Origin of the sequence: Romboutsia sp. CE17, assembly GCF_012317385.1 — a bacterium.
Lineage (GTDB): Bacteria > Bacillota > Clostridia > Peptostreptococcales > Peptostreptococcaceae > Romboutsia_E.
The window spans coordinates 290,835-311,346 of the sequence record NZ_CP051144.1 but is presented as its reverse complement, the minus strand read 5'-3'; the positions used below and the strand labels follow the sequence as shown (position 1 = coordinate 311,346).

Annotated in this window: 16 protein-coding genes; 2 read left to right on the top strand and 14 right to left on the bottom strand. The window is 26.9% G+C overall.

Features of this window, described 5'->3' with window-relative positions; all coding sequences use genetic code 11:
- Positions 1-110 precede the first annotated feature (110 nt).
- The 11 genes from HF520_RS01570 to HF520_RS01520 form a co-directional block, all read right to left on the bottom strand.
- Positions 111-311, bottom strand: coding sequence for a cold-shock protein (locus HF520_RS01570; RefSeq protein WP_168572359.1), 201 nt, complete (start codon positions 309-311; stop codon positions 111-113).
- Positions 312-461: 150 nt separating this feature from the next.
- On the bottom strand, positions 462-2,435 hold the full coding sequence (locus tag HF520_RS01565; protein WP_168572358.1) for a sensor histidine kinase: 1,974 nt from the start codon (positions 2,433-2,435) through the stop codon (positions 462-464).
- Positions 2,436-2,890: 455 nt separating this feature from the next.
- A complete protein-coding gene (locus HF520_RS01560; RefSeq protein ID WP_168572357.1) occupies positions 2,891-3,145 on the bottom strand; it encodes a hypothetical protein in 255 nt (84 codons plus the stop codon).
- Positions 3,146-3,164: 19 nt separating this feature from the next.
- Positions 3,165-4,601 carry a Na+/H+ antiporter NhaC gene (gene nhaC, locus HF520_RS01555; RefSeq protein WP_168572356.1) on the bottom strand — a complete coding sequence of 479 codons (1,437 nt, stop codon included), beginning with the start codon at positions 4,599-4,601 and terminating at the stop codon, positions 3,165-3,167.
- 57 nt (positions 4,602-4,658) lie between these two features.
- Complete coding sequence (locus tag HF520_RS01550; RefSeq protein WP_168572355.1) at positions 4,659-5,828, bottom strand: MalY/PatB family protein; 1,170 nt, start codon at positions 5,826-5,828, stop codon at positions 4,659-4,661.
- Between the two features lie 254 nt (positions 5,829-6,082).
- Entirely contained in the window at positions 6,083-8,137 is a 2,055-nt protein-coding gene (locus HF520_RS01545; RefSeq protein ID WP_168572354.1) for a sigma-54 interaction domain-containing protein, read from the bottom strand.
- Between the two features lie 132 nt (positions 8,138-8,269).
- On the bottom strand, positions 8,270-8,524 hold the full coding sequence (locus tag HF520_RS01540) for a glutaredoxin (RefSeq protein ID WP_168572353.1): 255 nt from the start codon (positions 8,522-8,524) through the stop codon (positions 8,270-8,272).
- Between the two features lie 265 nt (positions 8,525-8,789).
- The gene (locus HF520_RS01535; protein WP_168572352.1) at positions 8,790-9,167 is read right to left on the bottom strand and encodes a hypothetical protein; all 378 of its coding nucleotides are present in this window, start codon (positions 9,165-9,167) and stop codon (positions 8,790-8,792) included.
- 289 nt (positions 9,168-9,456) lie between these two features.
- Positions 9,457-9,765, bottom strand: coding sequence for a hypothetical protein (locus HF520_RS01530; RefSeq protein WP_168572351.1), 309 nt, complete (start codon positions 9,763-9,765; stop codon positions 9,457-9,459).
- Between the two features lie 237 nt (positions 9,766-10,002).
- A complete protein-coding gene (locus tag HF520_RS01525) occupies positions 10,003-11,799 on the bottom strand; it encodes a glycoside hydrolase family 3 protein (protein ID WP_330586289.1) in 1,797 nt (598 codons plus the stop codon).
- 57 nt (positions 11,800-11,856) lie between these two features.
- Positions 11,857-13,287 carry an MFS transporter gene (locus HF520_RS01520; RefSeq protein ID WP_168572350.1) on the bottom strand — a complete coding sequence of 477 codons (1,431 nt, stop codon included), beginning with the start codon at positions 13,285-13,287 and terminating at the stop codon, positions 11,857-11,859.
- Positions 13,288-13,524: 237 nt separating this feature from the next.
- Here HF520_RS01520 and HF520_RS01515 point away from each other — a divergent pair, with 237 nt between their 5' ends.
- Complete coding sequence (locus HF520_RS01515; protein WP_168572349.1) at positions 13,525-14,766, top strand: AraC family transcriptional regulator; 1,242 nt, start codon at positions 13,525-13,527, stop codon at positions 14,764-14,766.
- A 58-nt stretch (positions 14,767-14,824) separates the two neighbouring features.
- On the opposite strand, the gene HF520_RS01510 is transcribed toward HF520_RS01515, so the two are convergent.
- Positions 14,825-17,761 (bottom strand): immunoglobulin-like domain-containing protein, encoded by a 2,937-nt coding sequence (locus HF520_RS01510; RefSeq protein ID WP_168572348.1) that lies wholly within the window; start codon positions 17,759-17,761, stop codon positions 14,825-14,827.
- A 288-nt stretch (positions 17,762-18,049) separates the two neighbouring features.
- Between HF520_RS01510 and HF520_RS01505 the strand changes: the two genes are divergently transcribed.
- Positions 18,050-18,829: a ZIP family metal transporter gene (locus tag HF520_RS01505; protein ID WP_168572347.1), complete on the top strand. Its 780-nt coding sequence runs from the start codon at positions 18,050-18,052 to the stop codon at positions 18,827-18,829.
- A gap of 194 nt (positions 18,830-19,023) precedes the next feature.
- On the opposite strand, the gene HF520_RS01500 is transcribed toward HF520_RS01505, so the two are convergent.
- Both HF520_RS01500 and HF520_RS01495 read right to left on the bottom strand, forming a co-directional pair.
- Positions 19,024-19,578, bottom strand: coding sequence for a hypothetical protein (locus tag HF520_RS01500; protein WP_168572346.1), 555 nt, complete (start codon positions 19,576-19,578; stop codon positions 19,024-19,026).
- A 327-nt stretch (positions 19,579-19,905) separates the two neighbouring features.
- Complete coding sequence (locus HF520_RS01495) at positions 19,906-20,397, bottom strand: hypothetical protein (protein WP_243155174.1); 492 nt, start codon at positions 20,395-20,397, stop codon at positions 19,906-19,908.
- Positions 20,398-20,512: the final 115 nt, after the last annotated feature.

Sequence of the window (20,512 nt, the reverse complement as noted above, 5' to 3'; positions counted from 1 at the left end):
ATTTTTAAAATAGTACTCAATAGTCTTGATAGGAATATAACTAAAATTTCTATCCTCTTATATATAAAAAAAAGACCCTTTTAGGATCTTTTTGAAACAATATATATTTATTATAATATAGTTATGTTTTCCGCTTGAGGACCTCTAGCACCTTTAACTATATTAAAGCTTACTTTTTGACCTTCTTCTAACGTTTTATACCCGTTTCCTTGTATTGCTGAGAAATGTGCGAAAACATCATCTCCACCTTCTACTGATATAAATCCAAAACCTTTTTCACTGTTAAACCATTTTACTATTCCGTTATTCATATAACTTCTCCTATCAAAGCCTATATTAAGACTTTCTCTTCATTTTGTATCTCTACAATATTAATTGTAACACACATTAGTATAAATAGATAGCTTTATTATTTAATATAATTAATTTTTAGTTATAGAGTTTAATTTTCATTAAATTTATTAAGGTAGTATTTCATATATATCTGATAATTCTAATTCTGTGTTATGTTTGTTAATATCATAAATTGATATATCAATATCTTCAATACGTTTATTAGGCAATAATATCTTAAATACACTACCCTCATTTAGATTACTATTTACACTTATACTACCATCGTGAAGATTAATTATAGATTTTACAATACTTAACCCAATACCGCTTCCTTCACTCCTTCTAGTGAAAGATTTATCTACTTGAACAAACTTATCAAAAATAATGTCTTGTTTTTTCTTACAAATACCTATACCCTCATCCTTTATTTCAATCTCAATCCAATCATCAGTTATAAACATATTAACAAAAATATTAGTATCTTTATCTGAAAACTTAATAGCATTTGATAATAGATTTAACATAACTCTTTCAATCATAGAAGAATCACATTTTATAACTTGCTCTTCTTCATTAGTATCAAATTGTATATTTATAGACTTTAATAAAGCATAATCTACAACAGATAATGTTACATCCTCCACAATTGATACTATGTCATAATTTTTAAAATTAGCTTTCATTATTCCTATATCTATTTTTGATAAATCCATAATATTATTTATTAGTCTCATCATTCTCTTACAATTTACATGTAGGGTTTTATTATATTTTTTATACATTGATCTAAAGTCTAAGTCTTCCTTTGTTAAAAATCTATCCAATAATTGAACTGATGAATAGAATAAATTTAATGGTGTTTTTAACTCATGAGATATATTAGCAATAAATTCAGTTTTCTCTTTATCATAGATTTTAAGCTTCTTTACCTCTAATTCCATTTTTATTTCATCTGATATATCCATATAAGTTACTGCTATTTCTTTTTTGTTCTTAGCTGTATTAATTAGTTGAACACAACAATCAACAGTTGTTTTATTTATCTCATTTTCTATTATCCCTCTCCAAAAGCCTTTATTATCCAATGATTTAAGAATTTCTTCACTCTTTCCAACTATATTCATGTTGTCCTTTAAAATTAATTCTAAGTTTTTAAGATCTTCATTATCCTGTATTGAGTAAAGTTCTCTTGCTTTTTGATTTGCATATAAAAGCTCTGATTTTTCATTAAATATTAACATGGAACTATGTTTATTATTTTCAGCTAAATTAAAAAACAGTTTTAAATTATTGTTTAATATATCAGTTCTATATATATACATATATCCTTCAATTATAGCTCCTATAATAACTATAAAAAAAGCTATATATGTTAAAGATACTGAAATCAAATTAGTATAAAATGAAAAAATATTTAATAAATTTATAGAATAAATAGCTTTTATTGAAAGCATAAATATACTCGCACTTAAAACTACATATATATATTCATTTTCTCTTCGCCCTATAATAAATAATTTAATTGAAGATATAATATACACTATAGCTAGAAAAGCATTATATGCTATGAAAAACTCATCTCTATATTTAAAGCTAGTTATGCTAAAATCTCTTTCAATAAATCCAAGTATTATAGTAAATACTATTACAAGTAAAATTGAAAGTATTTTATTATTAGTTATTGCTTTTTTTAATTTACTATTTTTTGAGACAGAAACTAAAAGTAAAAAAATTCTAAGCATAGATGCTGATACTACTATGTATGTAGATATAGTTAACTCTTTATAATAAAAAGAAAGATAATCAATATGTCCAAATGTTATTCCAACACATAATCCTAAATACATTAGTGAAATAATAAAAATACTATCTTTTCTTACTCTACTATATGATATTAAACAACTTCCTACTCCTAGTATAGAAATTATAATATTGAATAACTTTATAAATCCTAATGTTGTTTCTAAATAATTATTATTAATATCTGACTTAAAAAATACATTGCTAATAATAATAATAGACATTAATGACATACCTAGAGCAATGTACATAAATAGTTTATTTTCCTTTATTGAACTCTGTTCTTTGATTTTTCCCATAATAAATCTCCCTTTATATATAAATGTTATAATAATATACTTATACTTTTAATCTTTTAAATTATATGTGAAAAGTATCCCACAAAAAAAGAATTATACCATTTATATGGTATAATCCCAAGTATATTTTTAAAATTATAAAATTTAATTCCAAAATTAGGCATTTTATAGTTTTTTATATCTTTACATAGATTTACTACAAGATATCATTAAGAACATAGGTCTTCTAAATTCATTCTTTAAATATTCATTATCTTCTACCATATTAATTGGAGGCACTACCTCTGATTGACATTTTCATCTTTCTATATTTTTTATTTTGCTTCATTTATTATTCTCCTAATTATTATTTTGCTTCATTTATTATTCTCCTAATTATTATTTTCCCCCAACTTTTTTATTATCTATATATTATATCATTAACTTTACAACTATGGACTTGAATTATATATGTTTCATTTTGGTGTAATTATATATGATAGAAATATCAATATTATACTTATAATCCAATGACTTGTTCCAAATTGATTAATTAATAAATTAATACCTGAAAGTGTAATTAATGTATATTTTAACATAAGAATAAGTATACTCTTAGATATTTTATTAGAAAAAATATATCTAAAACATAATATAAGCATTCTTACTCCTATAAATGTTAATATAATCCCAACAATATCTTGAATTAAATAATAATAATGAAATTCCATAAATAATTACTCCTTATTTTTATGCGCCATTTATTTCTTCTTTTTCTAATAATAACTTAAATTCCTCTTCTGTATACGTTTTCATACTAAATCCCGTTACTCCATATATAAATGATATTATAGGTGTTATCCAACTTAAAAAGCAGTACGGTATAAATGCAAACGGAGATACACCTAATGTTTGACTACAGAATATAGCATTTGAATTCCATGGTATTAATGGGCCACCTAAAGTAGCTGTATCTTCTATTATTCTTGATAAATTTTCTGGTTTTAACTTAAACTCTTTATATAATGGTGACATTACAGTTCCTATAAATACAGATGTAAACAACATAGATGAACTAAATGCATTTGCTGCATAACTAGCTATAAATGTAGAACCAATTAGCTTAGTTCTTGAGTTACCTATTTTATCTATCATTGGTTGTAACAATACTTCTAAGAATCCAGTTTTTTGAAGTATTCCAGCTATTACGAATACTATGAATACTAAAAGTACTGTTTCTGCCATACTCATTATCCCGCCACGATTTAATAATTCATCTGCATATAAAATACCTGTATCTATGGAATATCCATTTAACATGTAATTTAGTAAATCTCCTATTTTTTCACCTTCTTGAATAACTGAAATCCCTGCTCCAAGAATTGCTGAAGATAATATTGATATTATAGGTGGTTTTTGTAATAATAATAAAATTAATAATACTATTATTGGTAGTATTGCTATAAATCCTATTTCAAAATTTGACTTTAAGGCATTTATTACTTCATTTATTTGATTGTAATCTATTGTGTTACCTGCATATTTAAATCCTATTACTGTATATAAAATTATACATAGTATATATGATGGAACTGTAGTTCCTGTCATATGTTTTACATGAGTTACAACATCCGTTTTACACACTGCTGCTGCTAGATTTGTTGAGTCTGAAAGTGGTGATATTTTATCACCAAAGAATGCTCCTGATATTATTGCTCCTGCTGTAAGACCAGGAGGTATCCCCATACTATTACCTATACTCATTAGAGCTATACCTGAAGTCCCTAATGTTCCCCAAGAAGTTCCTGTTGCTACTGATGTCAATGAACATACTATCAATGCAGTAAGTAAGAAATACTTAGGTGTTATTACTACAAGCCCACTATAAACTATTGTTGGTATAGTACCTGCAGATATCCAAGTAGCTATTAGTACACCAACAGAAAGTATAATTAAATTAGATTGAAATGCATCTTTACCCACCGAAAACCCAAATTCTTCTATTTCTGCATTTGTATATCCAAGCCTCATAGCTGCTGGTACAACTATTAACCAAGATAATAAAAACATTGTTGTTATAGATGCATCAAATACGACCATTCCAACTGTTATTAAAGCTATCATTGAGAATACTACTAATAAAGCATATCTAAATGTAGGCCTTCTTTTTTCTATATCCTTTTTCATTTTACTCCCCCAAAACCTTTATTATAATTTTTTTATTTTGAATAAATTTAATTATGATTAACCTTCAATAGCCATTTTTATTCTATTTAACCCTTCTTCAACCATAGACCTAGGACAAGCTAAGTTTATTCTTTGATATCCTTTTCCCCCTACTCCAAAAGATATCCCACTATTTAAGGCAACCTTACCTTTTTCAACTAAAGCTTTTGCAACTTCTTCATCACTAAGCCCAGTTTCACTAAAATCTACCCATAACAAATATGTTCCTTCTGGTTTTTTAACTTTTAAAACTGGCATCTTTTCTTTTATATATTTTATAGCGAAGTCCATATTTCCTTCTATATACTCTAAAAGTTCATCTAACCAATCTTCTCCATGATTATAAGCTGCTTCTGTTGCGACTAAACTAAATGCATTATTTCTTCTTATATCTAGTCTAGCAAATGCTGAGTCTAATTTCTTATAGTCTTCTTTATTTGGTAATATAACTTGAGACATTTGTAATCCAGCTAAGTTAAATGTTTTAGTTGGTGCTGTGCAAGTTATACTATTTTGTGCAAATTCTTCACTTATAGATGCAAATGGAATATGCTTATTTCCTTTAAATATTATATCGCCATGTATCTCATCTGATATTACCTTTACATTATTCTTAATACATATATCCCCTAATCTTTTTAATTCTTCCTTAGTCCAAACTCTTCCTACTGGATTATGAGGATTACATAGTATGAACATCTTTACATCTTTTATTTTTGATTCTATGTCTTCAAAGTCCATTACATAGTTACCATCCTCTAATTTTATTAATGGACTTATAACTAATTCTCTACCATTGTCTTTTACAACACTATTAAAAGGACTATATACTGGTTCTTGTATCATTATTTTATCATTTATATTAGTCATTTCCTTAATTATTAAACTTATTGATGGAATAACACCTGGGCTAAATATTATCCAATCACTTTTTATATTCCATCCATATCTTCTAGATGCCCAATTTACTATTGATTCATTATAAGAACTCGGTCTAGTTGTATATCCATATATTCCTTGTTCTAATCTTTCTCTCATAGCATCTATTACACTTGGAGCTGTTTTAAAGTCCATGTCTGCTACCCACATAGGAAGAAGGTCATTACTTCCATATTTTTTATCCATTTCTGACCATTTTGCTGAGAAGTTATTACTTCTATCTATTACCTCATCAAAATTGTAACGCATATTTATATTACCTCCATTATTTTTAATTACAACTTTATATTTAGCAATATCTATGCCAACTTTATAAAAATATTATTTTAAAATAAAATCGCCTTTAATAGTGTAATTTTACACATTTATGTTTTATAAAAATATTTTATCTTATTGAATCTACTTATATTTATAACCCATTGAACCAGTAAAAAGAATAGTGGGTTTAACAGTAAAAAAAAATTAACCTGTTAAACCCATTAATTTCTCATAATTATTTATAATTATTTATTCTGCTCTAAAAAAAGTATTCCTTTATCTGTAATTATAGAACCTCCGCGGCCAGATAAAACTTTTATTAGTTCATGATCTTGCAATTCTAAAAGAATACTTCTAATTTGTTGTTCTGTTAAAAATATCCCTTCAGATACTGCACATTCATAGATCTTTCTTCTTCCAATTCTTTCTTTATTTTCATAGGCTTTATTAACTTTTTCCAACACAAAGATATAGTCATTTATAGGTCTTTTAAATTTAGTTATTTCTATCTTGTTACTCTTCATTAATAATTTTTTACAATCATCTTTAGAACCAATTGATTCAATAATGTATTCTGGCAAATCAGATGCTTCTATTATACTTTTTCCTAAGTAAGAACAGTATTCAGCCACGTTTCTTAATTCTCTTATATTTCCTTCCCAACTATGTGATTTAAATATCTTTATAGCTTCATCTGATAATTTAAAATTAGCATCTAGATTTTTTTTAAAAGAATCAAATATTAAAAAGATGTCTTCATTACGATCTCTAAGTGGGCTTATTTTTAAAGGAAGTACATTGAGTCTGTAAAATAAATCTTTTCTAAACTTATTTTCACAAACTAATTTTTTTAAATCTCTATTAGTAGCTGCAATTATTCTTATATCTACATCAATAACCTTATCAGACCCTATTCTTCTAATTTGTTTTTCTTGTATTACTCTAAGTAGTATTGCTTGAGAATTTAAATCCATTTCACCTATTTCATATAAAAAAATAGTTCCATTATTAGCTAGTTCAAACAAACCTATCTTACCACCCTTTTTAGCTCCTGTAAAAGCACCTTCTTCATATCCAAATAGTTCACTTTGTAAAAGTCCATCTTGAAAAGTACTACAGTTAACAGCAACGAAAGGTCCATTACTTCTAGATGATGATCCGTGAATAGATTGAGCAAATAATTCTTTTCCAGTTCCACTTTCACCCATTATTAAAATTGAGGAATTAGACTGAGCCATTTTTAAAGCAATTCTCTTTGTGTTTTGTATATTATCACTATTTCCAATTATATCATCAAAGGTATATTTACTTATATTCCCAGATTTTATTAACTGAGATCTAAGTTTAGCTTGCTTTTTTTCAGCTTGATAAAACTTAGTAACTTTTATTATATATCCAGTAAATAATCCTATATTTGTATATTTAACCTCTAAATTTATGTCTATATTATTTACTTTTGTAAGCTTTTGAAAATAAGTAGTTTCACTATTTACAATATTATTAAAGTCGCAAGTTTTTATATATTGTTCAATATGCTTTCCTATCATGTCATTTTCATTTACACCTAGTATATCTTTTGCAACATGACTATAAAATTGAACTATTCCATCATTGCTTACACAAATTATGCCTTCGTCTATTGACGACAATAAAAAGTCAAATTGATTTTCTAGCTTGGTTTGAGTTAGTAAAAGTTTTTCCGTTATATAACTAGTTGGTATTATTTTATCCATAAACTTTTTTAACAAGTCTTCTTTTATTAAGTGTTCAAGATTTAGTTTTACAGCAATATCAACTATACAACTTAAATCAATTATTCTATATCCTAAGTCTATAACTTCACAGTTTTCAGCTTCTATAAGAATTTCTTCCCCTGGTGTTAAAATTATGGATCCTGAAGGTATGCTTTTAAGTTTTGGATAACAAGGTATAAGATTTGGTATACCACTACCTAGTTTATGTATAAGATCCACCGTTTCTAATGCCATACTTCTTGATAAGTTGTATACATATACAGTTTCATTCTTTTCTAATTTGGAAATATTATTAAAGCTAGACTTTTCAAAGGTTAATTTAGGTATAATTATTTGTGTATTAGGTGAACAAATCGATTCAATGTCTTGGTATTTTAATCTTACTGATACAATAACCAACCTTTCATTGCAATAAGTAATATTATTTTCTTCATATGAGTACAAATTTATCGTAATATTATCTCCTAAAAATTCCCTTATCTGATTAGAATAAATTTCCCCTGCATCCTTTTTAAGCGTTATTATTGCTAAATCTCTTCTTTCCATATTTACACCTCATATGCTAGTCATTATATTCAATATGATAAAATTATATCAATTTTTTACATAAAAGGCAAAATAGAAACAATTAAAAATCCTCACTTTTAATAAAGAGAGGACTTAATTATTTCTATTAAATTATTTATTTAATACTTCATCTAAACTTAATGTTTTTGTTCCATCTTCTAAAATAAAACAAGGTATTCCTATTCCTTTATTTTCTCTTATATCTTTATATATTTCTAATCCTTCACGTAAAGATAAATATTCCTTTAATCCCTCTAAACTTGCCGATAAATTTTTAAAATCTATATCCACATTTTTCTTTCTTAATTCACATAATGCATATAATGTGTCTGGACATAAATGACTTCCTACTACAGTTATTTTCATAATATTCTTCTCCCCTATAATTTATATTTTTTAGACTTATTATTTATTTATTTATATAAGCAATAATTATGCCAAATTTATATTTTTTATTAAAGAGGCTTTTATTATAGTAATATCCTCAATACTTACTTAATTATTTGAGATTATTTTTTAATCTGTGTATTTAGTCTTATTTTTATAGGTTAAACTGTTTAAATGTTTACCACTTTCACCCATTTAATCTAAATAAATAAAAGGTGTAGCTTATTTGCTACACCTTTTTAATTTATATTTCTTCTTTTGTATCTTCAGTTGATTCTGTGATTATTATATCTTCTTTTACGTCTTCGTTTGACTCTGTAACTATAGTTTCTTTTATTATATTTTCTTGATTATTACTTTTTACTTCGTTTGTTATATAGTTTAACTTATTTATTATGCATCCTATTCCCCATATAGCTATTGCATAGAATAAGCTTGGTAGAGATGCATCTACATAGTAATTTATTACGTTTTGTAATTCATCACTTATTACAAGACCTTGCTCTACTAGACTTGATATGTAAGTGTATGATGAGTATACTGTGAATATTGTGTAGATACCTATTAAGATAGATAATGTGTATAGTACTATGACTATTGGACTTTTCTTATTGTTTTTCATTATTAATACTCCTTCTTTTGAATTTTATTTAATTTATTTTATATTTACGATATATTAAGATATCTATTATCTCTCAATATTTTATATTATACTAAGCTATCCTTAATTTAACCTTAATAAATATCCCTAATAGTAAATATTTACATAAAATATATTTTTATACACTTTTGTTATATATTAAAATTGCCCTTAATATTAAATTTGAATTTTATTTAACTAATAAAATTTGCTTATAATAAAGAAAAAGAACCTAATGAATTAAATCATATAGATTCTCTTTCTTTAATTTCTAAAAATATCCCTCTTCAATACCTTTTTTATATTTTTTCTCTCTATACTCCTTATTGTAAGCAGTGTCTTTAAACTCATCAACTTTATTAATATCAAAAAAATCTTCTTTAATTTCCATTCCTCGTGTAATAGATATAATAGAACAACATTCTACCTCATCTGAATCTGATAGTTCTACATAATAATACTTAAGCTCATCCTTAATATTACTCATATATTCCTCTACCCTTGGAATATAGTACTTAAAATTATGTTTATCTAAAAAATTAACAACTTCTTCTCTTGTATCAAAAGTATATTTCTTCATAAGTTTCTCCTTTTCAAATTATTTATATATTTTATTAGGATATATAGATTCATATATTTATTATTCCTTATTTTATAAAATATTTTTCATAATTTAAAAATCTCTTACGCTTATATAATATGTCTTTTTTACACTTAAATGCATACATATTGTAATATCTGATTTTTAATAATTACTATTTTTAGCAAATAAAAAAGATGATAGATTTGTATAAAATCTATCATCTTTTTTTAATTATTACCAACGTGTATCTTCTAATCCACAGAATGAGTCAACAGGGTCTACTCCCTTAAACTCAGAACGACCTAATAATTTTTCTACTAATGCATCTAATGTATCCTCATTTTTATCATAGCAGTTTATATAAGTTTTAACTTGTGGTACATCTGCTAGATGGAATGGTGAACATAAAGAAACAAATATAGTAGGTAATTCATGTACATACCAAGGTATATCTGGAGTTCCTTTACTCATTTTCCACTCTATTCTTTGAGTTGTTCCAGCTGCATTGTATATACTAGCTAATTGTATAACTAAATCATATTTATCTGTTAAATCAGTTATAGGAGATTTAGCTGAATAAGCATTCATCATTATTTTCCCTGCTTCTTCTTTACTAACTCTCTTAATTTTATCTATTGGTGATTCATAAATTTCCACTTCAAATCCTTCTGCTTCTAACTTTTCTTTGAAGTATTCTGTAAATGTCTTTTTACTTCCTGCACCAATAAACATTGCCATTACTGGATTAGATATTTCTTGTTCTATAAGTAATATTCTTTTATTTTTCTCAACTGATATTGGAAGTATTGATTTATCAACATTCTTAACTAATGTAATAGCTTCATCAGATATTTCTTTAGCTATGTTTTTAAATTCTTCACTACCTATAACACTTAAACCTTCTTTTGGAGGAACTATATCTTTTTTATCTTTTTTGTGAAGTCCTAAATATGCTTTTGTTCCAAGTATTCTTCTTATAGCATCATTTAATCTTTCATCAGTTATTATTCCACTTTTGTATCCATCCATCATATATCCAAAGTCTTCATCTGGATCATTGAAGAATAAGAATAAGTCACAACCTGCTGCTATTGATGCTGGCAACATATCACTTCTCTTCATTCTAGAAGTAAGTCCAGCCATATGTGATGCATCAGTTACAACCAATCCATTAAATCCTAATTGACCTTTTAATAAATCAGTTATAATCGCCTTACTTACTGTAGCAGGCATTATTTCTCCGCCTTGTGCTAATTCTTTATTGTATTTTCTTTCATAAGCAGGCAGCATTATATGACCTACCATTATAGAATGTATTCCTGCATCTATCATTCCACTATATACTTTTCCAAATGTGTTATCCCATTCTTCACAAGATAATGAATTACTACTGTTTGATAAATGTTGATCTCTCTCATCAACACCATCTCCTGGGAAATGTTTCATAGCACATATTCCATTACTTTCCATGAAACCTTTCATATATGCTTTACTCATTTCTAAAACTCTATTGGCATCATCACCAAATGTACGAGTTTGTATAACAGGATTTCTCCAGTTAAGCATTATATCTGTAACAGGTGCAAAAGTCCAGTTGGCTCCTATAGCTGCACATTCTATACCTGATACACGACCCATTTCATAAGCGTATTTAGCATTTCTTGTTGCACCTATTTTTATAGGTGTTGCTATTTCTGTACCGCCCATGAAAGCTCCATTACCACCACTTTCAGCATTAGCAGCTATTAATAGAGGTATTTTTGAATTTTCTTGTAATATTCTGTTTTGTTCTAATACTTTATCCGCTGGTCCTGGATTGTATCTAACTGCTCCAAATTTATATTTTTCTAATGAATTTTTTAAATATTCTTCTTCTGTTGAAGATCCCATGTTTATAAATAGTTGTCCTATTTTTTCTTCTATAGTCATAGATTCTAGAGTATTTTCAACCCATGATATAGCTTCTTCATCTAAATAATACGGTTTTTCTCTTAAATCTACTATAGTTTGTTTTTCCTTTACATCTATCATTTTCTTGCCCCCAAGTTTATATCTATAAATTTATATAATTTTTAATTTATAATATTTTTATTTTTGTTTAGCAGCTCTTAAACTCGCTAATTTTGATATATTCTCTTCAACTACTTTTTTAGTTAAAGGATATGTAAACATAAGTAATAATCCTACAAGTATATAACAAGCTCCAGGGAATAATGTAGCTAATGCGTAAATTCCTTCTTTTACACTTTCAGCCTGAACTGATGCCAGTGAATCATATCCTATAAATGTTAAAGCATATCCTGTTATAGCACCAGCTAATGCTTGAGCTAATTTTCTAATGAAGGAAATAAAACCATATACAGTTGCATCATTTCTTTCTCCTGTTTGTATTTCAGTATAATCTATTATATCTGTTATAAAGGCCCACATTAATATATTAAATGTTGATGTTCCAAGTGTAACTAAAGCAAATACTGCTACAAATGCATATGGATTATTTAATTTCATAAAATATGCTGCTAAGAATATTAAACCTGCTGCAATTAATCCTATCATTGAAAACTCACGTTTACCTAATTTTTGAGATAATTTAGCTGCTAACATTCCAACAAATAGAGTAACTGGCAATGCTACCATATTTAATAATGATAAAGCGTTTACATCATTAAAATAGTCTATGCACAAGTAAGTATTTATTGTTTGTCCCATAAGTGAACTAAATACTAAAACTACTGATACTGCTAAGAAAGAAATCATTGCTCTATTTGTCATTAATGATTTAAATGTATCTATTAAAGAAAGTGATTCTTGATCTTCTTTAACTTCTGGCTTAATACGCTCTGTTGTTAACATAAAACATAACATATAACATATAAATGCTGCTATTGAAAACACTGCAACAACTGTTGTAAATCTTTGAGGATCTATTATTTGATTTCCAGCTGCATCTGCACTATAAATAATTTGAGGTGTTATAACCCCTATAGATATACCTGCAAATGATGCTCCTATAGTTCTCCAAGTTGAAAGAGACGCTCTTTCTTTTGTATCTTCAGTCATTACTGATGCCATTGACCCATATGGTATATTTACTGCAGTATAAAATACTGATCCCCATAATATATATGTTGCAAACATGGCTATTACTCTAACCGTCATAGATGCATTTACTAAACTATGTTGATACATTAAGAAGTTCATAAGTGCAACAGGTCCAGCTACTCTTAATATCCAAGTACGGAATTTACCATGTTTTCCTACCTTACTTTTATCTATTATTCGTCCAATCCCTATATCTGTAAAAGCATCGATACATCTTGATACCAAGAAACATGTACCTACCATTGCTGCACTTACACCTAATACTTTTGTGTAAAATATCATAAAATACATATTTGCAAAAATAAACATAAAGTCATTACCAAAGTCACCAAAAAGGTATCCTAGTTTATCTTTTATACCAAATGGTTTTTCACTTTTTCTTGAGTTGTTTAAATTCTTAGATTCATTTAGATTCATTTTTTTCCCCCTATAATTGTTAGATTATTGTTCTCCTACTTATAATTTAGATTAATTTGTATTATTCCTAAAAAACATTATACAAATATCTTCTTTCATAATATAATTAGTATAACGTTTTCTTTTTTATAATTATACATGAGTAAAAATATATTACGTTATAATAAATTTTATATAAACTTGTATAATTTTTATGTATATTGTTAAAAAATTATTTTTTTATATGGATGGTGGAAAATGCTAATAACTAATTTTACTTACAATGATTTTTGCAATCTAATTACATCTGTTTTAGATAGCTCTTTTAATATTAGTACTACTAAAATAAATACTATTTCCGATTTTACTAATTATATTGATATTGAATTTAGAAAAATAATTTGGACAGATTATAACTATGATAATAACTATAATATAAATGATTTGCTTCAAATGAGAAAAAGTGCTTTATGTATAGTTCAAAGTGCTCTAGAATTTACAACAATAGTATTTTCTTTTCCTAAAGAAATATCAAATGATATATTAGTTATCGGCCCATTCTTAGAAATTGAGCCTAGTGATGAATATATCATTAGTTTATTAAAGAAAAATAATTTACCTTATAACCTAAGAAAAACCTTTTCTACATACTATAAATCTCTTCCTATTGCAGACTCTATGAAGGTAATTTATACATTACATACAGTTTTAGGAAGTTTTATTTCAGACTATGACCCTTCAAGTATGTACTATGTAGATTTTTCTGAAAGTAAGCCAAAACTAGCTGACTATAATTACAATGATGATTCGCAGTTTTATATACAGTATCATAAAAAATATAAATCTTGTCTGGATGATATTTTTAAATATATGCGATCTGGAAAAGATACTACTCAAATATTAAATGATTATATTGAGCTAACTGGTATATTAAAAGGTAGTTCCATAGATAAAATTAAGAATAATTTATACATTTTAAATACACAACTTGAGTCAGAGTTATTAAAAGAAACTATATCTCCTGCTCAAGTGAGAGATTTATCCCTTAAAAACCAATTAGAAATAGAAACTGAATCAAGTAGAATAAAATTAATGAAGATTCCTTATAAAATGTTAAGAAAGTATAGTAATTTAATTTCAAATCATAATTTAAAAGGATATTCATATACAGTTCGATCTGCTATAGAATATATTAACTTAAATTTACAAAGTAATTTATCTTTGTCTACTATATCAAGTGCTATTGGAAAAAATGCTTCTTTTTTATCTAGCCAATTTAAAAAAGAAACAGGAAATACTGTAACAAGATATATTCAAGAAAGGCGTATTGAGGAATCAATTCGTATGCTTTCTTATACTAATATGACTATACAAGAAATTTCTCATTTGGTTGGTATTGATGATCTAAGTTGGTTTTCTAAATTATTTAAAAGTATTACTAATATGTCGCCTACTAAATATAGAGAAAATATGTATAAATCAAAAAAAGATGCTAATTAATATTAATTAGCATCTTTATATGTTTTTATCATTAAAATTTTTTAAAATAAGATTACTATTACTTATTCTTTATCCTTCTATTTAAAAGCAGTCCTCCAAGAGCTAATCCTGAAATTCCTACAAATCCTAGCATTCCTACGTCTCCTGTCTTAGGATTTGTTGTATCTTCCTCAGGTCTTTCTACAACTTCAATCACTCTTTTTAGATTTACTTCATTTAAGTCACTATCTTTTACACTGTAAACTATTGTATATTTACCAATCTTTGATGTATCTACTTCTCCAGAAACAGTAATATATTTAGTTAAATCACCATCTTCTTTATCCATAGCTTTAACACCATCTAAAGCATTAAAACTATCACCTACATATAACTTATTAATACTACTTGTTAAACTTATTACAGGTAAAGTATTTGTAGGATTAGTTGGTTGATCTGGATCTACTACTTGTTTTTCAACAACTGTTATAATAACTGTTATAGATGACTTATTACCATTTTTATCAGTTACTTCATATTTTAACTCATATTCTCCAGCTTTTGATGTATCTACATCACCAGTTACAATTATCTTATCTGTTATATTACCGTCTTCAAAATCTATAGCACTTACACCATCTAACTTATTGAATTTATCTCCTACAGTTATAGTAGTTTTAAGTCCATCTATAAATATCTCTGGTGCTTGATTAGAAATATTATTTAATATATTCTTCATTTCTTGTGCATTTTCTAAATTATTATCTACTTTTATAGTTATATATGAATCAGTAGAAGATTTAAGCGTAAATAATCTATTCTTTTGTGTAAGCTTTATCTTATATACTGTAAAGTTATCTTCCTCATATTTTGAATATACAACAGCATTTAATTCTTTTAATCTATTTACAAACTCATTAAACTTGTTTGTTTCTATAGCTTTAACTTCAAGCTCTATTGGATTATCTATTTCACCTGTACCAGATATAGGTGAGACAACATTAGTATCTATAACATCTTTTATATTATTTGGTATAGTTTTGTCATCTTCAAAATTCATAACCTCTATAGTTACAGAATCTGACTTATTACTTCCATCAACTGCTTTTACGGTTATAGTTACAGAACCAGCTGACTTAGCTATTACTCTAGCATTATTTCCAACAACTTCTATAGAAGCTATATTATTATCACTAGTTGACCACTCTATTTCTTTTATATCGGCACTTTCATCTACAGATGCAGTTAATACTTTTTCTCCACCAACAAATAGTTTATCAAACTTATTGTTTATAGTTACTTTATCTACAAGAGCAAGTTCTTTCTTTACAGTTACAGTTATAGTTTTAGTAGCCTTTGCTCCTTTGCTATCTTCTACACTATATCTTACTGTATACTCTCCTTCTATAGTTGTATCTACATTATTTTCAACAACTTTTATGCTACCTGTTATATCTTTATCTTCTTCGTCATATGCAGTTACACCTACTAGTGCATCTTCATTTGTAAATCTATCTCCTACTTTTATTGTCTTATCACTCGCTGTGATTACTGGTATTGAATTTATTATAGAAGACTTAGGATTTACAGTTACAGTTATAGTTTTAGTAGCCTTAGCTCCTTTGCTATCTTCTACACTATATCTTACTGTATACTTTCCTTCTATATCTGTTTTTACATTATTTTCAACAACTTTTATGCTGCTTGTTATATCCTTATCTTCTTCGTCATATGCACTTACACCTACTAGTGCATCTTCATCTGTAAATCTATCTCCTACTTTTATAGTCTTATCACTTGCTGTGATTACTGGTATTGAATTTATTGTAGCAACTTTAGGATTTACAGTTACAACACTTTGAACTCTTGTAGTTTTACCTTTGCTATCTGTTGCAATATATAGTACTTTATACGTTCCTGGAATTGCTGTATTTACATTACTCTCAACTTTTAACTCGATATCCTTATCTTCATCGTCTACAGTAACTCCAGCTTCTGGATCAAAGCTATCTCCAACCTTTATAACATGATCCTTAACACCATTTATAACTGGTGGCTTGTTAGCCTCTACAGTTAACTTAATAACCTCACTAGCTATATTACCATATATATCAGTAGCTGTATAAGTTAAAGTATATACTGTATCAACATCTGGGTCTAAATCTAATTCTCTATCTACAGATAAATCAACATCTACATTTCTACCCTTAGCGTCTACTGCCTTTACATTTTCTAAAGGCTTAAATATATCTCCACCGCTTATAGTTATGTCTTGTAACTTTTCATTGTTTCTAGTTATAGTTGGTGCTGTTTTAACATCAGATAAAGATACATTAACATTTATAGTTACAGCTTCAGACTTTTCACCATAACTATCTATAGCCACACACTCTAGCTCATATACACCTGGTGTAGACTTTTGAAACTCTGTTATAACCTTATTATTACTCTTATCCTTAACTTCTAAAGTAAGAGCATTTTGATCTTCTGCATCTTCATCACTCATCGTTATACCTAAGTTTTCTGCAGTTAACTTAAGTGTTTCACCTTCTTCAACTTGAACGTATGTCTTGTCCATAGTTATGGTTGGTACAGTATTCATAGATATTACCTTATCATCATATGCAACACCTAAGTTGTTATATTCTTTGTTAGCATTGCTTACATACTTATATTCTTCAGTATTAACAGGAACTACCTTATAAGTTGATGCACCACTCTCTTCTACAGAATTTGATTCTATAATATAATTACTCACTAAGCTATTTTTTGAGTTTTTATTATTCTTATATACTTTAAATTCATATCCATTGTATCTATTTAATCCATCATTAGTTCCAAACCATAAATAGCCCTTGCTATCCTGTATCATAGTTTCTACAGTACTTTGGGACAACCCCTGTTCTATAGTTATATTTTTAAAATTTATATTATCAAATGCATCTACTCTATATAATCCTGTATTTATAACTATCAATGTTATGATAATTCCTAATATACGTCTTAATCCCCTCATACTACTTATTATTCCTCTCTCATTTATTTGTCTTTAGTAAGTATAATTTTAATAGCACTTACTATTATAAGTCATATATTGGATATATGTAAAAATTTTATATATTATTTTAAATAAAAAATAAGCTATGTTGAGTTAACTTAACATAAGTCATTGCACTTTAATTTAATGAAACTATTTTGTAATTGGAAAATAATTGAATATTCTATTATTGATTGGGGTATATAATTATTGTAAAATAATGGTAATGTAATTATTTAGAAAATAAAAATATAGGAGTAGAGAAAAATGAATACATTAATTGGACTTTTAATACCTCTTATAGGCACAACACTAGGAGCTGCTTGTGTGTTTATAATGAAAAAAGAGATGAATAAATTAGTTAATAAGGTATTACTTGGATTTGCAGGTGGAGTAATGATTGCAGCATCAGTATGGTCACTAATTATACCAGCTATTGATATGAGTAATGATATGGATAAACTAGCTTTTCTTCCTGCAGCAATAGGAGTATTAATAGGAATAGTATTTATGCTTCTTTTAGATGTACTTATACCTCATTTACATTATAATAATGATAAACCAGAAGGATTAAAAAACGAAAAAATAAAGAAAACAACTATGCTTTTGCTTGCAGTTGCACTTCATAATATACCTGAGGGAATGGCAATAGGTATTGTATTTGCAGGAGTTATGAATGATGGAACTGCTATAACTTTAGCTTCAGCACTTGCACTTTCAATTGGAATTGCAGTTCAAAATTTTCCAGAAGGTGCTATAATATCAATGCCTTTAAGAAGTCATGGAATGAGTAAGTTAAAATCATTCTACTATGGATTTTTATCTGGAGTAGTAGAGCCTATTGCAGCAATTTTAACAATTATATTTTCAGGATTTATTGAACCTTTGATGCCATACCTTCTTTCTTTTGCAGCAGGAGCTATGATTTATGTTGTAGTGGAAGAGTTAATTCCAGAAGCATCTGAGGGTGATCATTCTAATCTAGGAACTATTGGATTTGCAATAGGTTTTATAATAATGATGACTTTAGATGTTGCATTAGGATAGTTACAAGAGTAAAGTAATAATATATCAAAGTTCACAATTTTAATCTAATGATAAGAAAAAGTAGGATCATATGACCCTACTTTTTTAGTTGTTAAAATAGGCTATAAAATCAACATTGATTTAAAGTATAACTTAAATAAAAATAATAAGAGATATTCAAATATATCACTTGAATACCCCTTATTGTATTTAACCTAGAATGCACATTCTATAAAGTTAATATTTCTATATTCTACAGCCATTGGTACAAATCTAACTCTACCACCTTCGCAAGCTATTCTAAATCCTTGAATACTTCTACGATCAGCTCTATCTACTACCAAGAAGAACTCAGAAGGATTAAAGCCTCTTCTCATTACTATTCTAACTATTGCCATTCTTCTACAGTTATTTATAGTGAATTGTCCTCCACCAGGTGATATAAAAGGTGTTGGAGATTGTCCTCCTCCAGGTTGGTTTGGAGATTGCCCTCCTCCAGGTTGATTTGGAAATTGTCCTCCTCCAGGTATTGTAATACCTCCAGGGAATGTAAAAGGTGGTAATTGAGCCTCTTCATAATCATAATCATTATCATTATCATAATTATCATCGTAATCTTCATTAGGCATAGAAGGCTCAAATAAGTCAGCAACTTCTAAGTATCCTTCTCTAATATCTACATTAGGATATGCATTTTGTAACTCGCTTAGATATACAGCCATAAATTTATAATAATTTTCCCAATATTCTTGCCAGTAATTTCTTTCCATTGTTGATTCCCCTTTTCTTATATGATGTCGTATATATATCATATGTAAATATTAGGTAATTGTTCTTATTTATTATAAATTTTCTTAACTTTTAAATCTTCATTTTTAATATTTATTCTCTCGTTAATTAGACTATATTTATCTATTTTGTAAGTAATTAAATAAAATTTACTATGTAAATAAAAATAGAAGGTATTTATACTCACTTTCCAAAATCATATTAAAAAACAAAAAAGCACTAATACTTAGTATTCCTTATATTAAAACAAAATAAGCTAGATAAAGTATTCTTACCTTATCTAGCTTTATATAGATCAATTAATATTTTTAGTATTTAAATTCTAAAAATATATCTTCAATAAATTTTTCAAAATTTTCTCTTTGTGTATGGTTATTTCCTGGATATTTTTCTTTTAATGCTAAAACTCTATTCATTTCCATAGCATTTAGATTTTTCACTACTTTATATTTTTTTGTATTGTAAAGTCTTTCTAAAGTTTTTCCTATATAGTAAAGTGATTTATTATGTTTAGTATTTGAAAATCCTGGTTTTTGCCAAATTTTATCCTGTTTGCCAAAGAATATTGATTTTGCAAGCCAGCCTTTTATCGCTACACCATTTAATGTAGTGTGTGAAAGAACATGATTTATATAATCACTAAATTCCGTAAATTCACCTTCTTTAATTTTGATACCTACAATAGGATACCATAAATCTTTAATCTTATTATTGTTTGTTCCAGAAGATCTATAAAAAGCTAAGGTAACTCTCTCTATTCCATAGTAAAATTCCATATCTACATCTATTAGCCCAATCATTCTAAATGGTCTTTTCGAATAGGTATTTACTCTAAATGAGTCTTCATATATGTTTAGTATTTCAATAACGTTTTCTATAATGATATACCTCCTTATTATAAATTATTATTAATAA

What these genes read in the sequence shown, in the direction of transcription:
- HF520_RS01570 (WP_168572359.1), bottom strand. Translation starts at nt 311, where the DNA reads ATGAATAACGGAATAGTAAAATGGTTTAACAGTGAAAAAGGTTTTGGA.
- HF520_RS01565 (WP_168572358.1), bottom strand. Translation starts at nt 2,435, where the DNA reads ATGGGAAAAATCAAAGAACAGAGTTCAATAAAGGAAAATAAACTATTT.
- HF520_RS01560 (WP_168572357.1), bottom strand. Translation starts at nt 3,145, where the DNA reads ATGGAATTTCATTATTATTATTTAATTCAAGATATTGTTGGGATTATA.
- nhaC (WP_168572356.1), bottom strand. Translation starts at nt 4,601, where the DNA reads ATGAAAAAGGATATAGAAAAAAGAAGGCCTACATTTAGATATGCTTTA.
- HF520_RS01550 (WP_168572355.1), bottom strand. Translation starts at nt 5,828, where the DNA reads ATGCGTTACAATTTTGATGAGGTAATAGATAGAAGTAATAACTTCTCA.
- HF520_RS01545 (WP_168572354.1), bottom strand. Translation starts at nt 8,137, where the DNA reads ATGGAAAGAAGAGATTTAGCAATAATAACGCTTAAAAAGGATGCAGGG.
- HF520_RS01540 (WP_168572353.1), bottom strand. Translation starts at nt 8,524, where the DNA reads ATGAAAATAACTGTAGTAGGAAGTCATTTATGTCCAGACACATTATAT.
- HF520_RS01535 (WP_168572352.1), bottom strand. Translation starts at nt 9,167, where the DNA reads ATGAAAAACAATAAGAAAAGTCCAATAGTCATAGTACTATACACATTA.
- HF520_RS01530 (WP_168572351.1), bottom strand. Translation starts at nt 9,765, where the DNA reads ATGAAGAAATATACTTTTGATACAAGAGAAGAAGTTGTTAATTTTTTA.
- HF520_RS01525 (WP_330586289.1), bottom strand. Translation starts at nt 11,799, where the DNA reads ATGATAGATGTAAAGGAAAAACAAACTATAGTAGATTTAAGAGAAAAA.
- HF520_RS01520 (WP_168572350.1), bottom strand. Translation starts at nt 13,287, where the DNA reads ATGAATCTAAATGAATCTAAGAATTTAAACAACTCAAGAAAAAGTGAA.
- HF520_RS01515 (WP_168572349.1), top strand. Translation starts at nt 13,525, where the DNA reads ATGCTAATAACTAATTTTACTTACAATGATTTTTGCAATCTAATTACA.
- HF520_RS01510 (WP_168572348.1), bottom strand. Translation starts at nt 17,761, where the DNA reads ATGAGGGGATTAAGACGTATATTAGGAATTATCATAACATTGATAGTT.
- HF520_RS01505 (WP_168572347.1), top strand. Translation starts at nt 18,050, where the DNA reads ATGAATACATTAATTGGACTTTTAATACCTCTTATAGGCACAACACTA.
- HF520_RS01500 (WP_168572346.1), bottom strand. Translation starts at nt 19,578, where the DNA reads ATGGAAAGAAATTACTGGCAAGAATATTGGGAAAATTATTATAAATTT.
- HF520_RS01495 (WP_243155174.1), bottom strand. Translation starts at nt 20,397, where the DNA reads ATGATTGGGCTAATAGATGTAGATATGGAATTTTACTATGGAATAGAG.